The following is a 15886-nucleotide window of genomic DNA, read 5'->3' on the forward strand; positions in this document are numbered from 1 at the left end:
GCCCCTTAACTGTTTTTATCCAAGCGCCTCAAATCCTCACTTTCTTTACCTGCGGTAAAGGTGCCTCCGTTTGCATTTCCGGACGGATATGCCAAGTGTGCCTGTCTGATGGCGGAGTCGGGACGATTTCATGAGATACCCCGGCATGGAGACTTTCTTTCTGGGATTCTTTTCCCTTTCCGTCTTCTTCCAGTACTGGCTCTTGTTTAGGAGCCAGTTCCAACTGTATCTTGCGGTCAAGAGCGGAAAGTTCGGATTTCAGTTGTTTCAGTTCCTCCTCCTTCTTCCACGTCTTGCCCGCTATCTCCTGCAACTGCGGTATCTCACGCTCCAGCACCTCGTTCTTTTCCTCGTACTGCTTGATAATCGCCGGGATACGCTCCAACGCATTGAGGAAGTTCAAGGCGGCGGCATGGGTGTCCGCCATCGCCAAATGCCCGTTGTTGTAGGTGTACTTGTAGTTACCCTCGACATGGAAACGGTTGTCGATGAACTCCAACCCCTCGCTGAGCGTCCGCTCGCTCACCACCTTGATGGGGAAGCCGTACAATTCACCGATACGCTGGGGTACTCCGCCTGTCGTGGCGTTCTTGGCTATATCCTGCAACCGCTTTCCGATGGCCTTTTCATCGGTGGTGTCCAGCCCGTCAATCTTTATCAGGTTGAGCCGGTTTCCGTCCTTGTCGATCTGTGCGGCAGCGGTGAACTTCTCCCAATCCTCCGTCATGGCGGCGATAATGGCTTGGTTGTTGCGCAGAGCGGTTGTCTTGCTTTCCAGCTTCAGTTCAGAATCGCGCTTGCCCCTGTTGAACGACTTGCGCTCACCCTCCAGCGAGGCGATTTTCTTTTCGAGCTTCGCCTTGTCCAGCAAGTCCGTGTTGCCCGACAGTATCGCCATGTATTCTGAGAAGTTCATGCCCGACTTCTCGTCCATCGCCCCCTCGTCGATGGTTCGTGCGCCCATCGCGCCGGACTTCAACTGCGATATGAACGTCTGCTTGCAGTGCAACAAGTTGAACTTGTACGAGTCCAGCGACTTCTCCACGGCATAGATGATGACGTCCACCTTGTTGTCCGCGTACAGCTTGGCAATCTCGTTGCCTTTCCTGACCGCCCGTCCGTCACGCTGGGCGAGGTCGGACGGCCGCCACGGCGTGTCGAGGTGATGGATGGCGACCGCCCTGCGCTGGGCATTCACACCCGTGCCGAGCATACTCGTCGATCCGAACAGCACACGCACCTGCCCCTCGTTCATCGCCTCGATGACCGCCTTCCTTGCCTTCTCGGTCTTGCACTCCTGAATGAAGCGGATTTCATGGGCGGGTATGCCGTAGTCCTCCACCAGCTTGCGCTTGATTTCGGTATAGACGCTCCATCCGCCGCCCGGCTGGAATGTACCGAGGTCGCTGAACACGAACTGCGTACCCCTCTGCGCATCGTATTTATGATAGTATTCCGCTATCATCTTGGCGCAATGGCTCGCCTTGTTGTCGGGGTGGTCTTCGTAATTCGGGTCAATCATGCGCATGTCCAATGCCATCTTCCGGGCATAGTCCGTGGCGATGAGCATCTTCGCCTTTTCCTCTGTTTCCGACAGCGGCGGCCTGCCTAAGATAGTCGCATCGCCGGACTTGGCGAACTGCATCAGCTTTCCGATAAACACCTCTTGGTCGGGCGTGGGCGGAATGTGGTGCAGTATCTCGTTCTTCTTCGGACGTTCCACGCCAATGTCCTCCGCCGTGCGGTAGTCGGTTATCTCGTTGTAGAACGCCGCCAGTTCGGGTACTTTAATAAAGTAGCGGAAACGTTCCTTCTGCACGATGCTGTTCGTTACGTTGAACTCAAAGTCGGTCGTCTTCTTAGCGAATATCGCCGCCCATGCGTCGAAACAGCGGATGTCCTGCTTCTCCAACGCCTTCGGGCGCAGGTACTTGAACAGCAGATATAACTCCGTGAGGCTATTGGATATGGTCGTGCCGGAGAGGAACGTGGCTCCCAAATCCCTGCCCGTCCGTTCCTGTATGGTGCGGATGGCGAAAAGCAGGATCAGCGCCTTCTGGCTCCCCTCGGAGTTGCCCAGCCCCGCCACTCGGTCGTGGCGCGTGTTGAACGTCAGGTTCTTGAATTGGTGGCTCTCATCGACAAAGAGGTGGTCGATGCCCATCTGCTTGAAGTCCGCCACGTCGTCCGCCCTCGTCTTGATGGCGTGTTCCACCTTTTCCAATTTGGCTTGCAGGTTGAACTTGCGTTTCTCCAAGCCCCGCAGCATGGCGCGTGACACGTCCTTGCCCTGACTACGCAATACCTCAAGGTTTTCCTCCACCGTGTCCAGTTCCGCCTGCAAGATGCGCTGCTGCAACTCCGGCGACTGCGGGATCTTTCCGAACTGGTCGTGCGACATGATGACGCAATCCCAATCGTTGTTCTTGATGTCGTTGAAGAAGCGCACCCGGTTGGCGGCGGAAAAGTCCTTCTCCGAGGCGTAGAGGATGCGGGCGTTGGGGTAAGCCTTGCGGTAGGTCTCGGCAATCTCCCTCACGTTGGCTTTCAACCCGATAATCATCGGCTTGTGCGCCAAGCCCAGACGCTTCATCTCGTAGGAGGCGACGCACATTATCAGCGTCTTGCCGCCGCCAACTTCCTGGTCGCCTATGCCGCCGCCGTTCTGTTTCACCATCCATACGCAATCCTTCTGCGAGGGGTACAAGTCCTTTATGCCCAAGCCTTTCAGGTCCAAGCCCGGGAACTTCTGGTGCGAGCCGTCGTACTTCGGGCGCACGAAGCAGTTGAACTTGCCGTTGTACATATCTGTCAGGCGTTTCTTGAACTCCGGCGACTGTTCTTCCAGCCATTCGGTGAAGCCGTTTCGGATTTCGTCAATCTTCGCGTTGGCGAGCTGGATGCCCTCGCTGTCGCGCACCTTGATGTCGTTCCCGTTTTCGTCCTTGCCGATGCTTTTCATCATGTCCGGGCAGGTGTTGTGCAGCGCGTGTTTCAGCAGGTTCATGCCGTCGTAGTTGCGGTAATAGCCCTTTACCAGAAACTCGTCTGTGATTTTCATCGTCTTGCAGGCACAGTTCACGGAATACTCGTCAAGGCTTTCCGAGTAGGTTATCCGCACGTCCGTGTCGAACAGGCGGCTCATGTAGGCGGCATACACGCCCGTGGGTATCCAACGCTCCCCGAAGTTGAAGTCCAAGTCCTCGAAGGGGATTTGTTCGGGCACATTCTCGCGCAAAGCCGCCAATGACTCCTGCGCCTGCGGCAGCATTGCGTGTCCCTCGTGTTCCCTAATCCAGCCCTCCACGTCGGCGACTTTCTGCACCACGTTCCCGGCGATGAAGCGGTCGGCAATCTCGTAGCCCTCCGCCAACGGGTTGTAGAACACCCGCCCTTTCAGGGCTTCCAGCATCTCCGCTTGCGGCAGGTCGCAGAGGGATTCCATGTAGGGCAGGTTCACGCCGCCGTACAGGTTGAGCGAGGCGGACAGGGCTTCTTCGGGCGATTCCACTTCGACCAATGTTTCCTGCGAAAAGGAAACGGGACGGTCGAAGATGTCCGCCTTGACAAACTGCCCGTCCTCGCCGCGCTCCAACGAGAGCATGTTGCGCCCCGAAGCGTCCATCAGGATGAACTTTGCGTTGTGCTTGGCGTTCAGGTTGCCGTAGCGCATGACGAACTCATCGTAGTAGGTGTTCAGGTTGCGGCGCAGCAGGGCGTTTTCCTCGTGGTTCTCCGCTTCGTGGACGTAGAGCCGCTCGTAGGTGTTACGCAGGTCGATGTACAACTGTGCCTTCTGCGCCTGCATCCCCTCCATGTCGAGCGGCTGGAAAGTCGCCCCGTACCTGGTGACATCCCTCAGCACCCCGATTTGGAAGCGGACGCCGCCTGTGTGTTCCCATACCAGAGAGCCGTCTTTCAAGTGCGGCTCCATGATGCCCTTGAACGGGCGTGGCATCATCGCTTCCTCTTTCCGGCGTTGCCGTTCTTCGGGTGTCAAGGCGGCTTCTTCCTCGCGCATTTCCCTTTCCACACGCTCGATTTGCGCTTTCCCTTCCGCCTCAAAACCGTTCTCAACGGGATAAAATGGGCGCACGGACGATGGTTGCTCCATTTCCGTAGCCTGTCTTTCTTCTTTTTTCGCCTCCGCCGCCCTTTCCGCCTGTTTGGCTGCATTGGCATCCATCTTCTCCCGACCGAGGCGGCGCAGTTCCGCCCGGCGTTCCGGCGTGAGCGACATCATCATTTCATAGAAGCCGTTGATGGGCGGGTTGGTCTCCCAGTCCAGACTGCGGTAGATGGCATCCTCCGGGTCATCGTCCTCTGTGGTTTCGGAAGCGTCTTTCACATCGGGTGAAGTGGCAGAAACGGTTTCCTGTCGGGACGCTTGCGGCACATCCATCCTGTTGCGGATAATTTCCTCCATTTCCTGCGCTTCTTCCGGAGTCAAGGACGTGATGTCGGAAGCCGCTTCTGTGGATTTGGCTTTCACTTTTCCGCTTTCTTTTTTCGCCGCTTCCTCCTTTCCGCTCTTCGGGAGGGAGAACAATGTTGGCTGTACGGCTTTCTTCCCTTTGGACTTACCGCTTTTCTTCCGTTCCGGTTTCAGCCCCCGTTCCGCCAACCGCCGCTCTTCCTGCGTGTAGCCGAACAGGTCGTACAAGTCCATAACCGGGGCTTCGGGGCGTTTGCTTTCCACCTCCTGAGCCACGGCTTGCACCGGTTCCGCTTTCAACTGTACCGACTTTTCTTCTTTTTTCGCCTCCGTCTGCATAGGTTGTACGACAATCGTCTGCCGAGTCTCCTGCCTTTTTTCCTTGATGCCATTATAGCGTTCCAAGTCCAGCCGTGCCGACAAGTCCGCCGACAGCATTTGGTACAAATCCGTTGCGATGCCCTCCACACCACCGCTGTGCGTATAAACCATAGCGGGCTTACCGTAAGGGTCGGTGTCCCTTTTCGCGTCGGTATGGATGATGCGTTCCGGGTGGTCGAGGAAATACCCGTTGGAAACAATGTTCGTGTGGTTGCTCTTTACCACATCGCCCAACCTCTTGTCTTCCTCGGAAAGTTCCTCCTTGCCTTCATTCTTTTGCAGGATTATCAGGTCACACCCCACCTCCGTGTTGGCATCTTCCGTGAACAGGTTGTTCGGCAGGCGGATGGCGGACACCAAGTCCGCTTTCCTTGTCATCATGTAGCGTGTGCCGCCGTTGCTTTCCGTATTCAATACCCCCTGCGAGGTGATGAACGCCACGATGCCGCCGTCACGCACCGCGTCCAGCCCTTTCAGGAAGAAATAGGTATGCACCTTCCTTGCCGCTATCTTCTTGAACACCGAGCCGTTGGCATATTCCGGGTCGAACACCGCGATGTCCCCGAAAGGGATGTTGGATATGGCAAGGTCAAAACGGTTCAGGAACGGCTTTTCTATCTTCTCGAAGCCCTCCGTGCGTATCTTCTGCTGCGGGTACAGGTGTCCCAGCATCTTGCCCGTCAGCAGGTCTTTCTCGAAGGCCATCACCTCCGCCTGCGGGTTGTCCGACAGCACCGAGCCGATGAACGCGCCCATGCCCGCTGACGGCTCCAGCACGAGGTTGGGGCGCACCTTCTTGTCGTGCAGCACGTCCGCGATGGTGTCGGTTATTGCTTTCGGGGTGTAGAACGCCGTCAGCACCGAGGCTTTAAGCGAGTCCACGTAGCGTTTGTACTCCGTTTCATCCTTGCTGTTCTCTCTAATGATTCGGTGCAGTTCCACCGTAGGCGCGAACAGTTCGAGGTCGGACTTCGCCCAACGCGCGGCGTCCGCCAGTTCCCTTGCCGGGTTCAGGATGCACTTCAGGCCCCCGAAGCCGCAGTAACGCTCTAATAGCGCACGTTCCCTCTCGGTGGGTGTGCGCCGCTCCCGGTCCAGCGTGAACGCCGTGCGTACCGCCTCGATGTTGTCGCGCATCTTCTGTTTCCTATTGAACGCCATAGGACTCCAGATAAAGCATGACGGTTCCCACCAGCTCCGTGTAGAGCAGGTCGTGTCCGGGCGACAGGGCGAAGGTGTCGTCCGACGTGTCGTAACCGGCGAACAGGTTTGTCAAGTAGGGATAAAGCTCGTTGCAGAACGCCTCGCGGCCGGATTCCGCCACCTCGTCGGCGAACTCGTTTTCCACGACCTCGCGCAGCAGGGCGTAGGGCGAGAAGTGCAGCCCGTGCAGCAGGACGCGCATGGCTTCCTCGTGGGCATACTCGACCGTACTTCCTGCCGACCTTTCTTTTTCAAAGGTGGTGGCGGCAGCTTCCTCCCTCTCTGCAATAAGGTACGTGTCGGAAACTTTGTCGGGATGGTATTTTCTCAGGTAGTCCAGCAGGTACAGCCCGTAGTAGGACAGTTCCGCTGGGACGGTTTTCTTGTTCTGTTTCATTTTCTGATGGATTTAGTGGTGAAAAATCAGATTGTGGAATGGATAGGAAAGAAGAAAAAAGGCACCCGGTATCCCTCCGAGTGCCGCCACTAAATCCATGTGAATAACGAGTATCAACGAATTGAAACAGATTATGACATGAATCAGTGGCAAAAGTAATGCAAATCGAGGGGAGAACAAAATAAGCTCGCTTATTTTTTATTCCGAGATGCAGCTTACTTTATTAAAAGGTACGTATTATTTTCTTCCTCCTTTCCTGTTAGTGAATTTTTTTGTGCCTTTGGCTTCGGGAAACACGAATTTTGTATTGAAATCCGCATCGAATGTGACCATTGCGCTGAACGGCTTGCCCTGCCTGCTCTTGAAGCCGTTGAGGACACCCGTGCTGCCTTTTGCCAGCAGTTCGTTCATTTCCGCGTCGGTGAGCGTCCTGCCCGCCATCTGGCGGAACACGGGCAGGGCGCAGTCCGGGTTGTCGCAGCGCACCACCTTGCCGTAGAACTGCATCGTACCCTTGCCGCACTTGGGGCAGGCACAGTCCGATGCCTTGTGCCCGAACAACTTGTCCGAGGCAAGCAGTTCCGTGGTGATTTTCCGGGTATAGCTTTCAATGTCGCGGATGAATGCCTCGTGCGGCATCCTGCCTTTTTCTATCTCCGCCAGTTCCGCCTCCCAGCGTCCCGTCATCTCCACGTCGGCGATGTCCATGCCCCTGACGATGGAATACAGGGCAAGCCCTTTCTCCGTCGGCACGAGCGACTTCTTCACGCGCACCATGTATTCCCTTTTGAGCAGGGTCTCGATGATGGCGGCACGGGTGGCGGGCGTGCCGATGCCGCAGTCCTTCAACGCCTGCCGCGCTTCCTCGTCCTCCAAGCCCTCGCGCCCGGCGGTCTCCATCGCCGCCAGCAGGGTGCTTTCGGTATGCAACGGCTTCGGGCGTGTCATGCCCGAACTCATCGAACAGCCGCTCATTGCCAATATATCACCTTCTTTCCAGTCGGGCAAAACGGTGTCTATGTTGTCCTCGCCATAGACCGACCGCCAGCCCGCCTTGCGCACGATGCAGCCTTTTGTCTCGAACGCTATGCCCTCACACTCCGCCCGGACGGTGGTCGTGTCCTTGACGCACTCCGGGGAGAACGCTTCCACCATGCGCCCCACAATCATGTCGTAGATGGTCTGCTCGTCCTTGTAGAGCGCCAATGGACGGTTGGGTGTCACCAACAGGGCATGGTGGTCGGTCACTTTCGAGGCGTCCACGCTGCGGCGGTTCAGTCCGTCCAAGGCTCCAATCTTCTCCGCAAAGGAAGAATGGGTTGCCAGACGGTCGAACAGCATGGGCACTTCGTCAAACACGTCCTCCGGGATGTAGCGGCTTGATGTTCTCGGATAGGTGACGAGCTTCGCCTCGTAGAGCTTCTGCACGAGGGCGAGCGTCTGTTCCGCCGTGAAGCCGTGCCTCGTGTTCGCCTTCTTTTGTAGCGTGGTCAGGTCGTACAGGAGCGGAGGGTTCTCTATCTTTTCCCTCTTTTCGACTTTGGTAACGGTTGCTGCCATCTGTTCCTTTACCTTATTATATAGTATGGCGGCTTCCTCCTTGTCCTTCCATTTCTCCACCGAGGCGAACTTCACGACCTCATCCACGCTCACCGACGGCGTGGTGAAATGGAGCTGGTATACCGGTTCGGGCTGGAAACGCTTGTTCTCCCAAAAACGTTGGCAGACCATCGTCAGCGTGGGTGTCTGCACCCGTCCCACGGAATACGTGCCGCGCCCGGCGGCCACCGACAACGCCTGTGTGCCGTTGATGCCTACCAGCCAGTCGGCTTCGCTGCGGGCTTTGGCGGCTTGATAGAGGTTGTCGTATTCGCGGCCGTCCTTCAGTTTCTTTAATCCCTTGCGGATGGCGGCATCTGTCAGCGAGCTTATCCACAGCCTTTGGAACGGCAGGGTGCAGCCGATATAGGAATACAAATACCTGAAAATCAGTTCGCCTTCACGGGCGCAGTCGGTCGCCACGATGATGCCATCGCTTTCGTTCCACAGCTTGGTTATCACCTTGATTTGCTTCACCGCCGCCGCGTCCGCCTTGTAGCCCTTGTCCGTTTTTACCTGTCGGGGTATAAGCTCGAAGTTTTTAGGAATGACAGGCAGGCTGTCGCGCCGGAAGCCCTTGATGCCGTAGCCGTCTGGCAGGGCAAGCTGCACCAGATGCCCCAGCGCCCATGTCACGTGGTAGCCGTTCCCGGTGAAATACCCTTCTTCCCTTTTCATCGCGCCGACAATCCGTGCTATCTCACGGGCGACGCTCGGTTTTTCTGCCAATATGGTAATCATGTCTTTCTCTGTTTTTTTATTCGTTGATACTTTTGTCTTTAATGGGGATGAAACGGGGCACGGCATTGTTTGTGGGATATGCGCACAAGGCGGTGCATGTTCCCCGTTTCAGCCCGTCAATACTTATCGGATGGATTTAGTGGCGGCAATCAGGAAGATACTTTCATGCCTTTGGATTTCTTGGCCTGCTGCTTCTGCTGCGCATCATTCTTCGGCGTGGTCTGACCCTGCTGCAACGGCTCTTTCACGTGTTTGGTCGCTTCGTTGGTCTTCCCTTCGTTGTTCACGGCGAGCTGTGTCCGGCTCTCGTTGGACGGTGCGACGGTCTGCGCGAGGTCGGGGTTCTGCGAGTAGGTCAGCGGTCGGCCTTTCTCGAAGTTGAACTTCAGGTACTTCGTGCAGGGCTGGCCTTGGTCGTCCTTCGCATTGGCGAGCACCACCGTCTTGCCCGCCACGTAGTCGGCTATCTGCTGGTCGGTAAACACATCGTCTTTCCATTTCTTGATGGGGCGGATGCTCCCGTCCTCGTTTGTCCACGAGCGGTTACGGCGTTGCTGGTTATTCCCATCTTCTTCACCTTGTGACTGTTGGGGCGAATTGGAATTGTCCTGCGCCTTACCTTGGCCGTTTCCCTGACGCTGGGATTGCTGCTGCCTCGGTTGTCCCGGCACGAACTCCACATCGCGCTTGTCGGCGTTCACCTGCAACAAGGCTTGGAACTTGCGCCCGTTGGAGAGCATCACTTCCTTGGGCAAAGGCAATCCCGCACGTAGGATGTCCTGCTCTTCCCTTGACAGGTTGGTCTGTCCGATTTTGTTAGGGATGCGCACCTTGTCGGCAGGGATGTCCACGATTTCATTCGTCAGGCGGTCGATGCTGATGTAGTGGGGCTTGATTTCACCTGTCTTCTCGTTGGCGAAGTTGACGGGCTTGCCGAGGTTGCCCGTGCGTTTCAACGTCTTCTTGTCCTCTTCGGTGAAGGTGTAGCCCCTGTGGGGGATGTCAAGGCGTGGTTCATTGCGGATAAAATGGGGTGTCAGCTTCAGATAGCCGTCCTCCATCTTCTGGAAAGACAATCGGGCCTGCAATTCGTAACTCTCATAGCCGAAGGTCGGCTTTACCGTCACTAATCCCGTCTTGCCGTAGTTCATCAGGGCTTTTAGGTCCTTTTCCGAGAGTTTCTCCTTGTCAATGCCGCACTTGCGCAGTTCCTCCCAGTTTACTTGGTCGTCCGCTATCAGATTAGGCTTCTCCTGTGTTTCAGCTACCTGTGGCTGCTGAACATCCTTCTCTTGTTTCAGTTCTTCTTTCTTTTCCATTTCTTCTGTCTTTTTAATGGGTTCGTTGTTATTTTTTTCTTGTTTGACATTCTCTGTTTCTGCTTGTTGCTGGTACTTGGCGGTGTCCACCTTGTGCGAGGCAAGTATCTCCGCGTTTGCCACGGGGTCTTTCAGGAAGTCCTTGATGACGGGAAGCAGCGTGTCCACCGCATCCGCCGCCACCCGATAGAAGCCGAAGCGCGTCGGCTCCTTGCACTGGCGGTAGAAGTTCTTGAAGAAATTGTCCACCATGTCCCCGTGGCGGTCGAAGCGCAGGAAGTCCTGCGAGTGTTCCGGCTTCGCGGGCTTCGTATTGGGGTAGCCCTTGCCGTCCAGCCCGGCGACCACGCTGATCTCGCCCGTTTTCTCGTCGCGGACGACCAGCACGTCCTCTTGCTTTTTCTTTTTCTGTTCCATTTTTTTCGATGTTTTTTAATGGGTTATCAAAATCACAGCTTGCGCCATTCGTCTATTTCCTTCTCATATATTTCCAAGTGGCGGCGGACGATGTTTTCCGTCAATCCTGAAACGCTCATTTTCCGCTCACCGAACAACCGGACTATCCGGTCCAGCCTGTCACGGGTCTCCTTGCTGAGGAATACCGGCTTGCGGTCTTCAATGGCAGGCACGGGCAGGTAAATCCGCCTGTAATCCGCCAAGGCTTCCTTGCAGGTGGCCATACTCGGTTTCTGTTCTCTGGTTTCAGCCGTCATGGCCATGTTTTCTTTTTCCGTTGCCATCATTTTTACTTTTATTTTTTAGGTGAATACTTCTTGTGGCCCGGTCTTTTGCCGGATTTGTTCTTTGGGGCTTCCATGCCGGGTTGCTCTTTCATGCGGAGCACCTTGGTACCGCCTTGCAGCACTTCCTCCATATTTTGGCTGATGAACTCCAGCACGTCCGATTCCTTGTAATAGGTCTTGTGACCAATCCGTTGGTAACGGAGCCTGTACTTGCTTCGGAAGCGTTGCAGCGACCGTTTGCTTGTCCTCAGCATCTCGCACAGGTCCTGGTTGTCGTACAACCGTTCCCCGTCCAGGTACTTCACTCCGGCGGCATCCTTGTTCACCAGCACCGAGATGATCCGGTCCTGGCGGTCGAAACGTTCCATGATGCGTCCCATCCATTCCTCGAAGGTGTCCCGCCCGACCGTTTCCGCCGTCTTCGGGATATTCTCCTTCTTGAAGATTCTTGCGGCTTGCCCGCCACTGCTTCCCGCCGCTTCCACGGCCGGGTTCTGTTTCACTTTCTCTGTGTCCATATCGTTCCTTGTTGATGATTACGCTGCAAAAATCGGTATTGTGCAAGAGGCGTTTTCCATAGTCGTTACCGAGTCGGCAATGATTTTTTTGAAAAGTCCCGTCCGGCAGGTCTGAAAAAGCTTTTATGCCGCTGTTTCCATCCCTCAAGGTACATAAGGTGTCTTGCCTTACCATATATTATATATAAGGTGTGGGGCAGGGACTGGAACAGGAATGATGGGGAGATAGATGTACCCGAAGAACGCCAACGGCTGCCACGACAACGCCAAATGCTGCCACGCGCCTGACAAGCGGTGGACTCTGCCCGTAATTCCGTTTACTTTGCGGCATAATCACAATTAAACGGTAATCTTATGGAAAATGTAATCGTAATCGAGCAAAAGACTTTTGAGGAATTGATGGCGCGTTTCAACCGGCTGGCCGGAATGGTGGACAGGTTCTGCCGCAAGGCGGAGGAGAAACGCCTCAGTGAATGGCTGGACAGCACGGAGGTGTGCCAGATCCTGCAAATCAGCCCGCGCACCTTGCAGACGCTGCGCGACAACGGCACGCTGGCTTACTCACAGATTGTGCGCAAGATGTTCTACCGGGCGGAGGACGTGCGGCGCATCGTGCCGCTGGTGGAGGAACGCCGCACCCTGGCGGCCTTGAAAGGAAAAACTATTTGAGGAAGGTTAAATGAGTATCACTTAAATCAGACTGACAATGAACGAATTGATGACAAGGGAAAGCGGACAGATGGCCGCGCTGTTCAGAATGCTGGAGCACGCATTGGACCACATTGAATTATTGGCCGAAAACTACCGCCCCGTATTGGGCGGGGAACGCTACCTGACAGACCGGGAAGTGGCCAAATTGTTGAAGACCTGCCGCCGGACATTGCAGGAATACCGGGATGCGGGGCGCATGTCTTATATCCAGCTGGGAGGGAAAATCCTGTACCGGGAGTCGGATATCGAACGGCTGCTGATGGAGGGTTATCGGGAGGCATTCCGTATCGGAACCTGAGAAGGACATGGGAAAAATGTAGGTGGCGGTAGAAGTCGTGTACGCATTGAAAAGTGGACCACCCTTTCCGGTATTTGCAAAAAACACTTGCAAATGACCCGGCCACCTGTAGGAATGTACGAAAGCGGCGCATCACGGGAGATAATCCTCTCATGATGCGCCGCTTTATTGTGCGTGAGTTGATAATACGGTCAATTCCGCACCATTTGCCAATGCGGACTGACCGGAAAGATGAACAGGCGGGCGGTATTCCGTCCACCGTGGCAAGTGAATTTTCCGATGACCCGTTCTCGCAGACGTTTTGCCCCGCAGGTATGAAGGCGGAAGGCAAGGGCAATGACCAACGGGAGGCCGTACAGCACGTCCATCCCGTACCCGTCCGCTTGGCGGACACGACGTTCCGCTTCGCCGGGATTCAGGATGCCGCTCTTGTACACGGCCTTTATCGCCGCCCGGAGCGTGAGGGCAACCACGCCGAACAGTTCCATCAGTTCCGGTTCATTCATCCAGATGGCTGTTGCGGAAACATCCGGCACGTGAAGTGTGCCGTGTTCGTCCAAAGTGATAATGTAACGTTCCATGATTCCTGACTTTTTTGTTATTCATCCATTGGCATTTCGTTCCGGCTGTTGCGCCGTTCCATCAGACGGTCCATGTCCTTCGATATCTTGCAGTCGGTAATCTGCGCATAAATCTGGGTGCTGTTGATGTCGGCATGGCCCATCATCTTCGCCGCGCTTTCTATGGAAATGCCCTCGGAGACCAAAAGGGTACCGAAGGTGTGCCTTGCGGCGTGATGGGAAAGGTTCTTCTGGATGCCCAGCATGACACCCAGCCCGTGAATGTCGTACCAAAGGATGTCCCGCTTGGGCAGGGGGAACACGGGACGGGTGTCGTCCGTGGTATTGTACAGTTCCAGAATCTGCCGAGCGGCCGGGTGCAGGGGGACGAAGGTCTCCACCTCGGTCTTTTCCCTCGGCTTGCGGATATAGAGCCTGCCCTCAGAAGTTTTGCCGATGTGTCGGGGGTACAGGTTATACACGTCCGCGTACGCCAGACCGGTCAGCGAGGAGAAGATGAACATGCGGCGGGCCAGCTCCACCTTGGGATCCGGCATCGGCGTGGCCATAAGGCGTTTCAGCTCGCTGCGGCTGATGTGGCGCATCTTGGGCGGGTCCTTCTTCTCATAATGCACGTCCTCCAAGGGGTTGCACCGGAGCACGCCCTCATCCACCGCAATATAGATAAGGCGGTTCAGCCAGCACAGGCAGTGGTTCACATGCCCGGAGGCATAACCCAGTTCCTTTTTCAGGAACAGTTTGAACGAATGGCCGAACTCCTCCGTGATGTCGGAAAAGGCGATGTCCTCCAGGCCACGGGACTGGAGGAACTGTTGCAGGTTGAGCTGCGTGGTCTTCGACTGCCGGAACGTGGAAGTCGAATGGATTTGTTCGGCACGCAGCCTGAGCCGTTCCCGCTCCGCTTCGCCGCCTTTGAGAAGGGTCTGGGGAATGGTCGCCACACCTGTCACGGCGTTTTTCAGCAGTTCGGCGCTGACTGCGCCCTGTTCTTTCAGGAGGCGGTCATAAGCCCGTTCGAGATTCAGGCGGAATTCTGCGAGGCGGTTGTTCTCGCGGGGCTGGCGGATGGTTCCCGTCTGGCTGTTCCAATCCTCCGGACGGCAGAAGATGCCGGTCGTGATGAGGATGCTTTTGCCGTCGATGGACACACGGCAAAGGACGGCGGTCGTGCCGTCGGACTTGATTCTTTTCCTATTGATATAGGGCAATATCTTGAAAGTGCTACGCATGATGGTTCATTTTAGCTGATGTTCTACATTTATTTTTTTCCAATCTCGTTTTTACAACCCTTTCTCATAAAACCAGTTCAAGGTCTTTGGTCGCCTCAATGAAGCGGTCCATGTCCTCGAACAGCTTTTTCGGGGTGACTCGGGCATAGATCTGGGTCGTCTTTATATTGTTATGTCCCAGCATCTTGCTGATGGTCTCGATGGGCACGCCCTCTTCGAGCGTGACAAGCGAGGCAAACGAGTGCCTTCCCATATGATAGACGAGTTCGGTCGTCAGTCCGGCCAGCACGCGCAGGATTTTCATGTTCGCCCGAAGCGTACTGTACAGCTGGTTAGGGAACAGGGTCTCCCGCAAATCGTCCCGGTATTTCTCTATCAGGGCAATGGCCTCGGGTAGCAGTTTGACGCGCGCCGTCAGTTCGTTCTTTTTCCGTCGGTATTTCAACCACAGGCTGCCTTCATCGTCGGTGAAGAGGTTCTCGCGGGTAATGGATATGGTGTCCGCATAGGCGGTTCCGGCATAACAGGCAAACAGGAACAGGTCCCTCGTAAGGACGAGGGAGCGGCGCTTTTCCGGGATTTCCAAGTCACGCAGCTTCTCGAAGTCCTCGCGGCTCAACGCCTTCGGGGTGGTCTCCTTCTGCTTGGGTATCTTGAAATGCAGGAAATGGTACCGCTCGGAGAACCCTTCCTTGTACGCTATCCGGCAGATCCGTTTCAGCAGGGCCAGATGATGCCGTGAGGTCTGGTTGGAATACCCGCATTTTACTTCGATATAGGACTGGTATTCCCGAATGAACTGTTCGTTCAACGCACCGAAGGCGATGTCCTTCACCTTGTATTTTTTCCTGACAAACTCGCCGAGCGTTTTCCGCGCATAATGGTAGGTGCTCATGGAGGACGCGCACACATCGATGCCGATGCGCTCCCTCGTTTCCTCGATGTGCCGGTCGAACAGCCGGAGCAGGGTCATCTGGGTTTCCATGCTTCCCTGGAAAAGGTTCCTCACGTCCGCAGCGCCGAAATCGCGTTTCCGTTCCTGCAATTCATTGAATGCCGCATGGATGGCCAGCAGCAGTTTCTCGATTTTCGCATTGGTCTCCACCGCCTCGCGGCTCTTTCCTTCCAGACGGTTTTCACGCACGTTCCACAGCTTGGGCGTGCACGAGAGCTTGGTGCTGAACTGCGCCACCGTCCGGTTCAATGTGATGCGTCCCATGATGGGAGCTTTGCCCGACTTGTCGGGTTCGGTCTTCTTCAAAAACAGCAAGACCTTGAATTTCTCAATTTTCATACGCCTACATTTTTTTGAGTGCAAAGTTATTATGAATGTAAGCGTTCATCGCTACGCAAAATACTGAGTATCATAGAAAAACAACCCGTCGGAGAACTTTTTTCAATCATCCGGTTAACACGGCAGGTTTCCGAAACAACCTGTTAACGGTTAAGAAACGGAACCGATTCGGCATTCCGTCTGAATCCGTTTCAGAAAGGTGTGCCAGATAATGAAATGTAGCTCATTTCTAACAGATTATGTTTCTAACGCGCTGTTCTATTTGATGTTGCTATGCTAATGAGTTCCCACCAAAGGCGACACAATTTCGGAACTCATATAACTCTTTCAATGGGCATTCCAATTGAAACGGTCGGTAAAATGATGGGCCATATGCGAATTGAAACTACGCAGCTTTATGCTAAAGTCACCGACAAGAAAGTAGATGAAGACATGAA

The 15886-nt window shown here is 55.2% G+C and carries 12 protein-coding genes; 3 read left to right on the forward strand and 9 right to left on the reverse strand.

Annotation, left to right across the window (positions count from 1 at the left end; genetic code table 11):
• Nucleotides 1–28 precede the first annotated feature (28 nt).
• The 6 genes from SOR61_RS00285 to SOR61_RS00310 form a co-directional block, all read right to left on the reverse strand.
• Nucleotides 29–5977: an N-6 DNA methylase gene (locus SOR61_RS00285; protein ID WP_320610716.1), complete on the reverse strand. Its 5949-nt coding sequence runs from the start codon at nucleotides 5975–5977 to the stop codon at nucleotides 29–31.
• On the reverse strand, nucleotides 5964–6416 hold the full coding sequence (locus SOR61_RS00290) for a DUF1896 family protein (protein ID WP_004292755.1): 453 nt from the start codon (nucleotides 6414–6416) through the stop codon (nucleotides 5964–5966). Before SOR61_RS00290 ends, SOR61_RS00285 begins: the two co-directional genes overlap by 14 nt.
• Before the next feature lie 237 nt (nucleotides 6417–6653).
• On the reverse strand, nucleotides 6654–8756 hold the full coding sequence (locus SOR61_RS00295) for a type IA DNA topoisomerase (protein ID WP_004322053.1): 2103 nt from the start codon (nucleotides 8754–8756) through the stop codon (nucleotides 6654–6656).
• A gap of 149 nt (nucleotides 8757–8905) precedes the next feature.
• Nucleotides 8906–10492: a DUF3945 domain-containing protein gene (locus SOR61_RS00300; RefSeq protein ID WP_004292754.1), complete on the reverse strand. Its 1587-nt coding sequence runs from the start codon at nucleotides 10490–10492 to the stop codon at nucleotides 8906–8908.
• 32 nt (nucleotides 10493–10524) lie between these two features.
• Nucleotides 10525–10815: a DUF3408 domain-containing protein gene (locus tag SOR61_RS00305; protein ID WP_306462121.1), complete on the reverse strand. Its 291-nt coding sequence runs from the start codon at nucleotides 10813–10815 to the stop codon at nucleotides 10525–10527.
• Nucleotides 10816–10826: 11 nt separating this feature from the next.
• Nucleotides 10827–11336: a helix-turn-helix domain-containing protein gene (locus SOR61_RS00310; RefSeq protein WP_004292752.1), complete on the reverse strand. Its 510-nt coding sequence runs from the start codon at nucleotides 11334–11336 to the stop codon at nucleotides 10827–10829.
• A 354-nt stretch (nucleotides 11337–11690) separates the two neighbouring features.
• Between SOR61_RS00310 and SOR61_RS00315 the strand changes: the two genes are divergently transcribed.
• Both SOR61_RS00315 and SOR61_RS00320 read left to right on the forward strand, forming a co-directional pair.
• Nucleotides 11691–12005 (forward strand): helix-turn-helix domain-containing protein, encoded by a 315-nt coding sequence (locus tag SOR61_RS00315; protein ID WP_004292751.1) that lies wholly within the window; start codon nucleotides 11691–11693, stop codon nucleotides 12003–12005.
• A gap of 37 nt (nucleotides 12006–12042) precedes the next feature.
• A complete protein-coding gene (locus SOR61_RS00320) occupies nucleotides 12043–12345 on the forward strand; it encodes a helix-turn-helix domain-containing protein (protein ID WP_004292750.1) in 303 nt (100 codons plus the stop codon).
• Nucleotides 12346–12536: 191 nt separating this feature from the next.
• Here the strand turns inward: SOR61_RS00320 and SOR61_RS00325 are convergent, their stop codons facing one another.
• The 3 genes from SOR61_RS00325 to SOR61_RS00335 form a co-directional block, all read right to left on the reverse strand.
• The gene (locus SOR61_RS00325) at nucleotides 12537–12926 is read right to left on the reverse strand and encodes a hypothetical protein (protein ID WP_004292749.1); all 390 of its coding nucleotides are present in this window, start codon (nucleotides 12924–12926) and stop codon (nucleotides 12537–12539) included.
• A 17-nt stretch (nucleotides 12927–12943) separates the two neighbouring features.
• Nucleotides 12944–14155, reverse strand: a complete 1212-nt coding sequence (locus SOR61_RS00330; protein ID WP_004322054.1) for a site-specific integrase — start codon at nucleotides 14153–14155, stop codon at nucleotides 12944–12946.
• 64 nt (nucleotides 14156–14219) lie between these two features.
• Nucleotides 14220–15449 (reverse strand): site-specific integrase, encoded by a 1230-nt coding sequence (locus SOR61_RS00335; RefSeq protein ID WP_004292747.1) that lies wholly within the window; start codon nucleotides 15447–15449, stop codon nucleotides 14220–14222.
• 279 nt (nucleotides 15450–15728) lie between these two features.
• Between SOR61_RS00335 and SOR61_RS10200 the strand changes: the two genes are divergently transcribed.
• Nucleotides 15729–15886, forward strand: a 158-nt coding sequence (locus SOR61_RS10200) for a tyrosine-type recombinase/integrase (RefSeq protein ID WP_407066481.1), incomplete at its 3' end; no start/stop codon positions are given.

Source organism: Evtepia sp., from assembly GCF_034090835.1.
Lineage (GTDB): Bacteria > Bacillota > Clostridia > Oscillospirales > Oscillospiraceae > Evtepia.

Bases quoted from the DNA above. Each gene is read 5' to 3' on its own strand.
- SOR61_RS00285 (WP_320610716.1), bottom strand. From the start codon at position 5,977: ATGGCGTTCAATAGGAAACAGAAGATGCGCGACAACATCGAGGCGGTA.
- SOR61_RS00290 (WP_004292755.1), bottom strand. From the start codon at position 6,416: ATGAAACAGAACAAGAAAACCGTCCCAGCGGAACTGTCCTACTACGGG.
- SOR61_RS00295 (WP_004322053.1), bottom strand. From the start codon at position 8,756: ATGATTACCATATTGGCAGAAAAACCGAGCGTCGCCCGTGAGATAGCA.
- SOR61_RS00300 (WP_004292754.1), bottom strand. From the start codon at position 10,492: ATGGAACAGAAAAAGAAAAAGCAAGAGGACGTGCTGGTCGTCCGCGAC.
- SOR61_RS00305 (WP_306462121.1), bottom strand. From the start codon at position 10,815: ATGGCAACGGAAAAAGAAAACATGGCCATGACGGCTGAAACCAGAGAA.
- SOR61_RS00310 (WP_004292752.1), bottom strand. From the start codon at position 11,336: ATGGACACAGAGAAAGTGAAACAGAACCCGGCCGTGGAAGCGGCGGGA.
- SOR61_RS00315 (WP_004292751.1), top strand. From the start codon at position 11,691: ATGGAAAATGTAATCGTAATCGAGCAAAAGACTTTTGAGGAATTGATG.
- SOR61_RS00320 (WP_004292750.1), top strand. From the start codon at position 12,043: ATGAACGAATTGATGACAAGGGAAAGCGGACAGATGGCCGCGCTGTTC.
- SOR61_RS00325 (WP_004292749.1), bottom strand. From the start codon at position 12,926: ATGGAACGTTACATTATCACTTTGGACGAACACGGCACACTTCACGTG.
- SOR61_RS00330 (WP_004322054.1), bottom strand. From the start codon at position 14,155: ATGCGTAGCACTTTCAAGATATTGCCCTATATCAATAGGAAAAGAATC.
- SOR61_RS00335 (WP_004292747.1), bottom strand. From the start codon at position 15,449: ATGAAAATTGAGAAATTCAAGGTCTTGCTGTTTTTGAAGAAGACCGAA.